10 protein-coding genes are annotated in these 10,139 nt (G+C 63.1%); 5 read left to right on the top strand and 5 right to left on the bottom strand.

The genetic code is table 11. From position 1 onward, the window contains the following. Window positions 1-44: 44 nt before the first annotated feature. On the bottom strand, window positions 45-1,010 hold the full coding sequence (locus J4F42_18130; GenBank protein ID MCE2487436.1) for an RNA polymerase factor sigma-32: 966 nt from the start codon (window positions 1,008-1,010) through the stop codon (window positions 45-47). A 116-nt stretch (window positions 1,011-1,126) separates the two neighbouring features. On the opposite strand from J4F42_18130, the gene J4F42_18125 reads away from it, so the two are divergent. After that, window positions 1,127-1,525 carry a hypothetical protein gene (locus J4F42_18125; protein MCE2487435.1) on the top strand — a complete coding sequence of 133 codons (399 nt, stop codon included), beginning with the start codon at window positions 1,127-1,129 and terminating at the stop codon, window positions 1,523-1,525. On the opposite strand, the gene J4F42_18120 is transcribed toward J4F42_18125, so the two are convergent. Then, window positions 1,500-2,126 carry an adenylate kinase gene (locus tag J4F42_18120; GenBank protein MCE2487434.1) on the bottom strand — a complete coding sequence of 209 codons (627 nt, stop codon included), beginning with the start codon at window positions 2,124-2,126 and terminating at the stop codon, window positions 1,500-1,502. The genes J4F42_18125 and J4F42_18120 overlap by 26 nt on opposite strands. A gap of 172 nt (window positions 2,127-2,298) precedes the next feature. Here J4F42_18120 and J4F42_18115 point away from each other — a divergent pair, with 172 nt between their 5' ends. Continuing rightward, entirely contained in the window at window positions 2,299-2,574 is a 276-nt protein-coding gene (locus J4F42_18115) for a type II toxin-antitoxin system Phd/YefM family antitoxin (protein ID MCE2487433.1), read from the top strand. Continuing rightward, entirely contained in the window at window positions 2,574-2,900 is a 327-nt protein-coding gene (locus tag J4F42_18110) for a type II toxin-antitoxin system RelE/ParE family toxin (GenBank protein ID MCE2487432.1), read from the top strand. The genes J4F42_18115 and J4F42_18110 overlap by 1 nt, the downstream gene beginning before the upstream one ends. 36 nt (window positions 2,901-2,936) lie before the next feature. Here J4F42_18110 and J4F42_18105 read toward each other — a convergent pair whose 3' ends face one another. Continuing rightward, window positions 2,937-4,451, bottom strand: a complete 1,515-nt coding sequence (locus tag J4F42_18105; GenBank protein MCE2487431.1) for a mercuric reductase — start codon at window positions 4,449-4,451, stop codon at window positions 2,937-2,939. Further along, window positions 4,448-6,856 (bottom strand): LptF/LptG family permease, encoded by a 2,409-nt coding sequence (locus tag J4F42_18100; GenBank protein MCE2487430.1) that lies wholly within the window; start codon window positions 6,854-6,856, stop codon window positions 4,448-4,450. Before J4F42_18100 ends, J4F42_18105 begins: the two co-directional genes overlap by 4 nt. 42 nt (window positions 6,857-6,898) lie before the next feature. On the opposite strand from J4F42_18100, the gene J4F42_18095 reads away from it, so the two are divergent. After that, a complete protein-coding gene (locus J4F42_18095; GenBank protein ID MCE2487429.1) occupies window positions 6,899-7,798 on the top strand; it encodes a phosphocholine cytidylyltransferase family protein in 900 nt (299 codons plus the stop codon). Window positions 7,799-7,857: 59 nt separating this feature from the next. Here J4F42_18095 and J4F42_18090 read toward each other — a convergent pair whose 3' ends face one another. Beyond that, complete coding sequence (locus J4F42_18090) at window positions 7,858-9,096, bottom strand: glycosyltransferase (GenBank protein ID MCE2487428.1); 1,239 nt, start codon at window positions 9,094-9,096, stop codon at window positions 7,858-7,860. 9 nt (window positions 9,097-9,105) lie between these two features. Here J4F42_18090 and J4F42_18085 point away from each other — a divergent pair, with 9 nt between their 5' ends. Further along, window positions 9,106-9,912 carry a hypothetical protein gene (locus tag J4F42_18085; protein MCE2487427.1) on the top strand — a complete coding sequence of 269 codons (807 nt, stop codon included), beginning with the start codon at window positions 9,106-9,108 and terminating at the stop codon, window positions 9,910-9,912. Window positions 9,913-10,139: the final 227 nt, after the last annotated feature.

The following is a 10,139-nucleotide window of genomic DNA, read 5'->3' as shown; positions in this document are numbered from 1 at the left end:
CTGCTGGCCGCGCTGGAGCAGGTGCTGGCCGCGTCGCGCTCGCCTCACTCGTCGTCGAAACTGATCGCCAGCGCCTCGGCGTCCTCGAACATGTCGAGCAGATAGGCTTTGAGCCTCTTTTTGATCTGTGCCTCAACCTGCCGCACCCGCTCGCGGCTCAGCCCATACTGGTCGGCAATCTCCTGGAGGGTCAGCGGTTCATCGGCAATCAGCCGTTGCTCATAAATGACCTTGTCGCGACCGGACAACTGCTCGGCAAAGGCGGCCATGTGTTCCCGTATCAGCCGCTGATCGTGGGCGGTTTCCACCAGGCGTTCGGGCGAGGCCGACGGGTCTGGAACCATATCGCCCAGCGAAGCGCCCGATTCGGTGTCATTGAGAGGCCGGTCGAGCGAGGTGTCGGGCGCGGCCAGGCGTTGCTCCATTTCGATGACATCGTGTTCTGACACCTCCAGTCGGTGGGCGATCAGCTTGGGGCTGGGAACAAAGCCCTGGGCTTCCAGCCTGTCCTTCTCGCGCCGCAGGTTGTAGAAGAGTTTGCGCTGCGCCCGGGTGGTGGCGATGCGGACCAGGCGAAAGTTCTGGAGCAGGAAACGCAGCATATAGGCCCGGACCCACCATACCGCGTACGACGGGAAGCGCACCCCGCGGTAGGGATCATACTTCTGGACCGCTTCCATGAGGCCCATATTGCCCTCTTGAATCAGCTCCAGCAGCAACTCGTTGGCGTGCTGGTACTCCCGGGCCAGTTTCACCACCAGCCGTAAATTGCCGGTCACCAGACGGTAGGCGGCCCGCAGGTCACCGTACTCTTTGTATTCAACGGCCAGGTCGTGCTCTTCTTCCCGACTCAGCAGCGGATAGCGCCCGATGGCCGCAAAATAGCGCTGGAGCGGGTCATACAGGGCAAGGTCTTGACCCGACTCGTCCGGCGCTGGCTCCAGGACGGGCTCCAAGACGGGCTCCAAGACGGGTTCGGGGACGACCGGGGAGGACCGCTCCTCACTCACAACCGGCGTCTCCTGGTCTTGTTTTTCGCCCATTTTTTTGGCTTACACTGTGAACCGCGGCTATTCAAGCGGGGCAGGCTTTCTCATGCGCCGGGCCTGCCTCGGAAAGGTGTGGCATGCCGGCTATTGATATCGGCCTCGGGTTTGGGGCAGCCCTGCAACAGGTCGAAGAGCGCCTCGTCGAGTATGTGGCCGAGGCGTACCGGGCGCCGCCGCAGCGGCCACTCACGGCCTTTGGGCTGGCCAGGCGTATTGAACGCCGCGTGGGACTCAAGGGACTGCATCTCAACCCCCGCCTGCTCATCGGCTGGGTCCAGGCTTTTGAAGAGCGGACCGGCCGGATGCTGCTTGAACAGATCGCCGACTCCAGGCCCCGGCACTACCGGTTTGTGTATGACAAAAACGTGGCCTACCCGGGCCACGGACCGGCCAAGGGCAGAGAGGCAGGTCAGGCACGCTCGGTCCATGCGGGTCTGTCCCAGACGACCGCTAGCCGGCGTTCAACACGGCCGTGATGCGTCGGGTAACTTCTTCGGGCGCGGCGTTGCCGTCAACACGCCTGACCAGACCCTGTCCCTCATAGAAGGGGATGATCGGGGCGGTCTCCGAGTGGTATTTCTCCAGCCGGGCGGTACACGCTTCGGCCGTATCGTCCTTGCGCTGGATGACCCGGTCAGCAATGTCGGGCGGCGGCGGTCGGAAGCTCAGGTGATAGATTTCGCCCGTCTCGGGGTCTGAGCGGCGGCCGGTAATGCGCTCCACGATCAGTTCGTCCGGCACCTCGATCAGCAGGACTGTATCGAGGCTGACGCCGGCGTTTTTGAGGTTGATATCCAGGGCCTCGGCCTGGGGTCGGGTGCGCGGAAAGCCGTCCAGCATGAACCCCTTGGCGCAGTCCGGCTTGGCAATGCGTTCGATAATCATGGCAATGACCAACTCGTCCGGCACGAGCTGGCCGGCTTTCATATAGCCGTCGGCCTGTTGGCCGAGCTGGGTGCCCTCGGCAACAGCGGCGCGCAGCATATCGCCGCTGGAAATATGCGTAATCTGAAATGTATCGACCAGGAATGCCGCCTGGGTGCCTTTGCCCGCCCCAGGTGGGCCAACAAGAATCATGCGCATGTCCTCATACCTCCCTGGGGGCCGACTTTGCCACGGCGCCCGCGCGTTTTCAATTGGGGCCTGGGTCACAGTACCTCGGCCTTCCAGACCACCGAGCAGCGACGGCGCATCGCGCTTGTTCTTTGACCTGTTTGTGGTCTATATTCAGTCTGAAGAGAGGTATGCCATGAAACTGTCCAGCCAGATCAAGCCGATCAGTTACCTCAAGGCTCATGCCGCTGAGATTGTGCGCACGCTCAGAGACCGGCAGGCCCCCTTGATCATCACCCAGAACGGTGAAGCCAAGGTGGTCATGCAGGATATCGACAGCTATGAGCAAACCCAGGAGACCCTTGCGCTGCTCAAAATCCTCGCCTTGGGAAACCGTCAGATCGAAGCGGACCAAGTCCAACCTGCGACCGAGGTCGTTGCCCGGCTGCGAGGACGGCGACAGGCTGGCTGATGGCCTTTCCGGTGCAGTTGACCGATGACGCGGCGCACGACCTGGAGGAACTGTGCGATTATATCGATCAGTACGACGCGCCGGGCCGGGCGGATTACGTGCTGGAGCAGATCGAAAATGCCTTCCTGAGCCTCTCCGAGCATCCCCAGCGCGGAAACTACTCCAAGGAATTGCTGGACCTTGGGATTCGGGAGTACCGTGAAATTTTCTTCAAGCCCTACCGCATCATCTACCGGGTGATGGGAAATGATGTTTACGTGCTTCTGATCGCCGATGGGCGGCGTGACATGCAAACCCTGCTCCAGCGACGCTTGCTGCGTGCATAAGCCCCTCGCTGCATCCATCCCAAACTGTCTGTCCGCTCAGCGGGTCCAGGCCAGCCAGGTCTCGAACAGCGCTTTGATGCGTGGCGTCAGGCGGGTGCGGGTGTAGGCACCGGCGACTTTTTTGATCGCCTCGGCCTGGGTGGGGTAGGGATGGATGGTCTGGTCCAGCGTTTTCAGGCCCAGCCCGCCGACCATGGCCAGACTCAGCTCGGAAATCATCTCACCGGCGTGGCGGGCGACAATGGTCGCTCCCAGAATTTTGTCGCTGCCGGCCTGGGTATGGACTTTGACAAAGCCCTCCGGCTCGCCGTCCAGCAGCGCCCGGTCCACGTCGTCCAGCTCTTGGACAAAGGTGTTGAGCGCTACGCCTTTTTGGTCTGCCTCGTGTTCGTACAGGCCGACGTGGGCGATCTCCGGGTCGGTATAGGTGCACCACGGGACGGTCAGGCGGCTCGCCTTGGCCCGACCCTTGAACAGCGTATTCTGGATCACCACCCGGGCCAGGGCGTCGGCCATGTGGGTGAACTTGTAGACCGAGCCAATATCCCCGGCCGTATAAATACGGGGGTTGGTGGTCCGCAGGTGGTCGTCGACCCGCACCCCGACCTTGGTATCGTAGGAAACGCCGACGCGTTCCAGGTCGAGTCCTTCCACGTTTGGCGCCCGCCCCACTCCCAGCAGAATGTCATCAACCCTGATGTTGGTCTGAGACCCTTGGTGTTCAAAGTGAATGATTTTCTCGGCGCCATCGGTGCTGATGTGGCTGATGTTGCAGCCGACAAGCGTATTGACCCGGTCCTTGACCAGAGCGGCCTGGATACGTTCGGCCGCGTCCCTATCCTCCCGAATCAAAATCTGGGGCGCGACTTCGAGCAGGCACACCTGCGAACCGAAGCGGGCGAAGGCCTGGGCCAGCTCGCAGCCGATCGGGCCGGCGCCGATCACGGCCAGGCGTTTGGGCAGGCTGGTCAGCGAAAAAACGGTCTCATTGGTCAGATAGCCGGCCTCGGCCAAACCTGGAATCGGCAGGCTGGTCGCCCGTGCGCCGGTGGCAATGACCGCCCGCCGAAAGCGCAGACGCTGCTCCCCGACGGCGACCGTTTCGCTGTCAATAAAGCGCCCCTCGCCCAGAAAGACATCCACCCCCAGACCCTGAAAGCGGGTTGCCGAGTCTTTGGCGCTCAACTGGGCTCGCAGGCGTCGCATGCGCTCCATGACCGCCGGAAAGTCGACCTGCGTGCCGTCGGGAACCACAACGCCGAACTGTCCCGCGTCGCGCACGTCGGCATACGCCCGAGCCGCCCGCAGCAGGGCTTTTGACGGCACACAGCCGACGTTCAGGCAGTCTCCGCCCATCAGCTCGCGTTCGACCAGGGCGACCTTAGCGCCTAGGCCGGCCGCCCCCGCCGCCGTGACCAGGCCGGCCGTGCCCGCTCCGATAACGACCAGATTGTAGCGCAGGGCCGGCTCCGGGTTGATCCAGTCCGCAGGATGGACATGGCCGAGCAGGGTGGTGTTGTGGGCATCCTCGGGCTGGAGCTGTTGCGTCATATCACTCTCTCGGGTGTGTCGAACGTTTGGCTGCGAACGGCGAAGATGGTGGCCAGCGCAAACAGAACGGAAGACGGTCCCCAGCCGGCCAGACTGGGCGGAATTGAGGCATTGTAGCCGAGTGAGGCAAACACGTCGCTTAACAGAATCGAACCGATGCCCAGGCCGCAGCTGGCCAGGATGGTCAGGGCCGGGCCGGGAAATGGGGGACCGCTCAGGGCGAAGAACAGGACGACCGCAGGCAGGAACACGCACGCCAGCGGGGCGGCCAGCTTCATGTGCCAGGCCACCCAGTAGGCGGTCGCCTGGTAGCCGCTGGCCTCGATGTCGTGAATGATCCGGGACAGTTGCCGGGCGCTGAGGTGCATGGTGTCAACCTCGGTCTGGGGTTCGGCGCCGAGCTGGATGTGGGGCGAGGCCGGCTGCAGTGCAAACGAGCCGTCGCCAATGACCAGGCGGACGGGATCGGTCAGCGTCCATACGCCGTCGCCGACATGGCGGGCTCTGGGGGCGTCGGTCCGGCTGGTCGGCAAGCCCCGGTCGTCCAGTTCATAAATCGAGATGTCGTAGGCTTCCCGGTTGACCGTATCGAGCTGGCGGGTGTGGTACAGCTTGCCGTTCTGGTGCCAGATGGCCAGCCGCTGGAGGCGGCCGGAGTTTGCCGCCGACTTGATCTGGGTGATTTTGAGCCAGTCGGCCCAGGCGTTGGTGCGGGGGATGACGGCTTCGTTCAGCAACAGATAGGCCGGCGCCACCAGGCCGGCAATGAGCAGAATCGGGCTCAGGGCGCGGACCACGGACACGCCGCAAGCTCGCATGCCGATCAGCTCTCGGTTGACCGACAGCACGCCCACGGTCAGGGCGGTGGCCAGCAGCAGCGACATGGGAACCATGCGGGAGGCCAGCAGCGGGGAGCGGGCACAGTAGAAGCGCATGACTTCGCCCAACTCGGCCTGGTGGCGGGCAAACCACTGGAGCCGTTCCAGTACGTCAACCAGAAAATACCCGGTGAACAGAAAGCCGAACGATATCAGCAGCATGGCAGCGTAGGAGCGGGCCACGTAGCGCTGAAGGATATAGCCTTTCTGGTCGCCCAGAGTAGTCTGGGACGGCTGGCTGGGATGACGCTCGGAGCGTATCCGCCAGCGCGGCCAGCCGTTGGGGAAGGACAGCAGGACGAGGGCCAGCCCGCCGACCAGCATATTCGGCAGCCAGACGCCTGTCCCGGGCGAAGCCAGCCCGGCCTGGACCAGACCGCTGCCGAGTTGGATCAGGCCGTAGTACACGGCAGTGATCAGCAAGCCGGCCAACCCGCCGGCCGCCCGGGAAAAGGTCCGACCGAACAGGACCAGCGGCGTGGCCAGCAGGCCGAACACCAGGCTGGCGACCGGCAGGGCCAGACGGCGGTGAAACTCGGTCTGGGCCAGCCGTACATCCGCCCGTCCGGCCTGCCCGTCCGGCGGCCAGCCGCGACGCGCCACGTCCTGGAACGACAGGTGTTCTACCCGCGCCTCATCCCCGGCCGTGGCTGCAGGCGGTTCGGTATACTGCACCGAAGTCCACAGGCTGTCGAAACGGGTGCTGTTGCCGCTGCCGCGCACCGGGGACAGGGTCAGACCGTTGTACAGGGTCAGGTGGGCCTCGCCGTTAGCCCTGGACTGTACGAGGCCGTGCTGGGCAAAAATCGTCTCCCCGTCCAGAAAGCTGGTGCCCGAGTCGCGTGGGGTCCACAGCAGCACGCCGCCCAGGCGCTGGCCGCTGCCCGACACCTCCCGGGCCAGAATACGGGTGTCCCCAAAGGTCTGCGTCTCTCCGGCACGCAACAGGCCGGTCGGATTGTCCCGCGCGACGCACGTTTGCAGGCTGTCCAGGGATCGCTTGGCCCACGGCGAGGCGCTCAGGCTGAGGATCAGCCCCAGCACTGTCACGGCCGCGCAAAACGTCAGCACCGGACCGAGACACTGGCGTGGAGACACGCCCGAGGCGTGCAGGGCCAGAGTTTCCAGATCGGTTTTGAGGCGGCCGAGTCCGACCAGTATTCCGACCAGACAGGCAAAAGACAGGGTGGTCGAGGCCAGGATGATGAGCTGAAAGCCCATCAGCTGGAGCATCGCGCCAAGTCCAAAGCCGCGGTTGATGATGAGATCGGAAAACCCGAACAGCTCGGCGGTCAGCAGCAGGACGGTCAAGCCGCCAAAGGCGAGCAGGGTGGGGCGCACCAGTTCCCGCACCATATACCAGTGCAGGGCCCGGCCCACACTCCAGGTCAGAACCCGGTAATACGCGCGCTCCAGGCCGGCAAGGATACTGGTGACGGCCGATTCCCCGTGCAGGACGAGGGCGCCGAATTCTTTGGCTGCGGGCAGCGCTCTCGTTTTCCGGGCTCTGCAGCTTGATTTGCCCATCATTTTCTCCTATATCGGGCGGATGGCTTGGGGAACAGCCCCATGACCGGTAAGCTTCAGCTCGGACGAGGACTGAAACCCACGACTATGCGTAATGGAGAAGGAAGGAATGGGGGGGCGGCCGATATGTACACCCGGTCGCCACGGAAGGCGATCATACTCAGCGCCGGCCAGGCTCGACGGCTGCTGCCGCTGACCGAGAGCGTGCCAAAATGTCTGCTGCCCATAGACGACGAGCGCACGATACTGGAACTCCAGCTTGAGGCTCTGGCCGAGTGTGGTCTGGAGCAGGTTATCGTGATGGTCGGCTTTGGGGCCGAGCAGGTCGAGGCGCTGCTGGCCACACGGCAGCCCGATGGGTTGGATGTCCAGACGCGTTATAATCCGTTTTTCGAAGCGTCGAACAATCTGGCCACCTGCTGGCTGGCCGGGTCCGAGATGACCGAAGATTTTGTGCTGTTAAACGGCGATACGCTGTTTGAGGCGCCCGTCCTGGAGCGTCTGCTGCAAGACGCGTCCTCCCCGGTGACCCTGGCCATTGACCGCAAGGCCGCCTACGACGACGATGACATGAAGGTCAGCCTGAATGGCGAGCGGCAACTGCTGGCGGTCGGCAAGACCCTGATTCCAGAGGAGACCGACGGCGAGTCGATCGGCCTGATGGTCTTTCGCACCCCGGGCCCAGACGCCTTTCGGACCGCCCTCAATCGAGCTATTCGTCACAAAGCCGCCCTGCAGCGCTGGTATCTCTCCGTGATCGACACCATGGCCAAGTCCGGCCTCGTTGCCACCAGCTGCATTACGGGCCTGTGGTGGGCTGAGGTTGATACCCTCGACGACCTGATCCAGGCCCGCACCTCGTTCAAAGATATCGGCGATGACCGACCCCTGTGCGGAACGAGATCACCGATATCTTTGTTTCCCAGCAGCAGGTCAAGGTGATCCGAGGGTGGACTTTCCAGCCCTGGATCAGGACTAGCCGGTCAGACTGACCGCCCCACTCACTCTTCCAGCAGAACGGACAGGTACTGCTCTGTCGCGCGCTCGACCGAGAACTGGCGTGCCCGGTCGAGCAAACGCTCCCGATGGGGGGGATTGTCCAGGCTTGCCAGGAGCGCCTGGGCCAAGGCCGTGTCATCCCCGACCGGCACCAGCGACCCATAGGCTCCCCGGGCCAGGAGTTCGGCCGGGCCGCTCGGACAATCGGTACTTACCACCGGACAACCGCACGCCAGAGCCTCGATGATGACATTCGACAGCCCTTCCCAGGCTGAAGACAGGGCAAACACCGCAGCCCGACCAAGATAGGCAAAGGGATTGGCCACAAAGCCGGGCAGGGCGATATCATTGGTGACCCCGAGTTGGCCGGCCAGGGACAGCAGGGCCTCGCGCTGTGAGCCTTCGCCTAAGATGAGCAATCGGGCCGGCCGGACCGCTCGCACACGGGCAAACGCCCGGATCAGACACCCAAAATCCTTCTGGGGCTTGAGCTTGCCAATGCCCAGGATGACCGGCGGGGCGTCCGGAGCAAACCAGGCGTGCTCGAGCGGTGCTTGGGCCAGGGTCAGCATATCGGGACGAAAAACCGGGTTGTAAATTGTGCTGATACGGGTACGCGGCAGGCCCAGCGTGTGGGTCAGATCCTCGGCCACGCCGTCCGACACCGCAACAATACGGTCTGCCTCGGGATACAAACGTCGGGCCAGTTGAGGAAAGGTTTTGTCGGCGGCTCTGTCAGCCCCGGCTGTGGCCACAGACAGGTGATTATGGACGCTGATCACCGTACGGGTTGATGCGGTGCTCAGCCGACGGGCCAAAACTGCCGTCATATTGGGATAGCTGAGGGCGGATAAAAGAGCTGTCGGTCGCTGGTGGCTCAGATACGCCGCCAGACCGGGGACACCGCCTAGAATCCAGGGCAGTCTGGAACCTGACAGGTGGGCGGCTAGAGCGGCGGCCACGCGCGGCATTTTCAGCACCGTGGGCAGCAGTTGGCGGGCTGAGCGAACCTTGAGGTCAATGACCGTGACCGTATCGGGAATTTCCTCCAGGAAATGGCCCTCTTTGCGACCCATGACCAGATCGACCCGATGGCCTCGGTCGGCCAGGGCTGTGGCCAGGTTGAGCATGACCCGCTCTGCGCCGCCGCCGCCGCCAAACGAGCGGACAAACAGGCCGATATGCCGGCGGCTTGTCCGGTCGGTGGGGCGTGCGGTATAGTTGGTCGCTGACGTCCCCATGCTTTCCCCATGTTGTCACCCGAGACGAAAAGCTTTCGCCTCCTGCGGCGGCTACGCTATCTGGTATCCCGTCTGTTTGGCAACCGCCTCCAGAACTCGCAGCAGACATCTTTTGAAACCCTGAACGGGCGGCGTTTCAAACGGCTCATTCTTCGCGACACCGCGCTGGCGACCGAACTCGAACGCAATCTTGAGGCGTTCCACGACAGCCCCCATTTTCCGTCGGTTGCCATCCGTTATGAGCACGAACTGTGGCTGGACTATGTTGAGGGCAGTCCCATTGTCCAGCCCGATACGAGGGTGGTCGAAAAAATCGCCGACTTCTACGCCGCGACCTACAGCCGTTCGGCCCGCCGTGTGGACGTGGCGGACACGCCGTTTGTCCCCCGCCTCCAGCGCGACCTGCGCTTTCTGAATCGGGTGGGGATTCTCTCCGACGCCGCCTATCGTGATCTCGGAGCGGCTGTCGAGCGTCTCGTCCCGGACCGCGTCTGGGTCGGCTTTGACTATACGGATGCGGTGCTCAAGAATTTTATTGTGACCGACGCGGATGGACTGGTGTGCGGCATAGACGCCGAGAGTTTACGCAGAGATCAACTCATCGGCACCGGAGTGGCCAACGCCTTGGCGCGTTGGCTGGGGCCGTTTCAAGACCGATTCCTCCAGCGCTTATTTCGGGACGAGATCCCCGATTTCCGACCCTATTTGCCTTTTGTAGAACTATGTTATGCATCTGCCTGGACCAAGATGTATTTTTTTGAAAAGAAGTGGAAACGCATAGAGCCGAGTATTTTTGAGCGCTTTCGTGCGGGCTAGCGCAAATAACGAGGCTGTGTCGCCCTTCGACTTCAGGCGCGCGGCGCCTGACGCTCAGGCCCAACGGCCTCCCGTTCGTGCTGAGCGAAGCGAAGTCGAAGCAGGGCTGCCGGATCGCGTCCGGCAGGGCTACAGCCTAACATGACCCGCTCTAGAGTGGTTCACGATAGGTTGTAGCCATTGGAGCGGTCGTGTGATAGCAGCCGAGGGCGGAGGACCACAGGATG

It is taken from the genome of Desulfurellaceae bacterium, assembly GCA_021296095.1.
In the GTDB taxonomy this organism is placed as follows: Bacteria; Desulfobacterota; Binatia; order Bin18; family Bin18; genus JAAXHF01.
This window is presented reverse-complemented; position numbering and strand designations above follow the sequence as displayed.

Excerpts from the sequence above, each read along its gene's own strand:
- J4F42_18125 (MCE2487435.1), top strand. The coding sequence starts at position 1,127 with ATGCCGGCTATTGATATCGGCCTCGGGTTTGGGGCAGCCCTGCAACAG.
- J4F42_18120 (MCE2487434.1), bottom strand. The coding sequence starts at position 2,126 with ATGATTCTTGTTGGCCCACCTGGGGCGGGCAAAGGCACCCAGGCGGCA.
- J4F42_18115 (MCE2487433.1), top strand. The coding sequence starts at position 2,299 with ATGAAACTGTCCAGCCAGATCAAGCCGATCAGTTACCTCAAGGCTCAT.
- J4F42_18110 (MCE2487432.1), top strand. The coding sequence starts at position 2,574 with ATGGCCTTTCCGGTGCAGTTGACCGATGACGCGGCGCACGACCTGGAG.
- J4F42_18105 (MCE2487431.1), bottom strand. The coding sequence starts at position 4,451 with ATGACGCAACAGCTCCAGCCCGAGGATGCCCACAACACCACCCTGCTC.
- J4F42_18100 (MCE2487430.1), bottom strand. The coding sequence starts at position 6,856 with ATGGGCAAATCAAGCTGCAGAGCCCGGAAAACGAGAGCGCTGCCCGCA.
- J4F42_18095 (MCE2487429.1), top strand. The coding sequence starts at position 6,899 with ATGACCGGTAAGCTTCAGCTCGGACGAGGACTGAAACCCACGACTATG.
- J4F42_18090 (MCE2487428.1), bottom strand. The coding sequence starts at position 9,096 with ATGGGGACGTCAGCGACCAACTATACCGCACGCCCCACCGACCGGACA.
- J4F42_18085 (MCE2487427.1), top strand. The coding sequence starts at position 9,106 with ATGTTGTCACCCGAGACGAAAAGCTTTCGCCTCCTGCGGCGGCTACGC.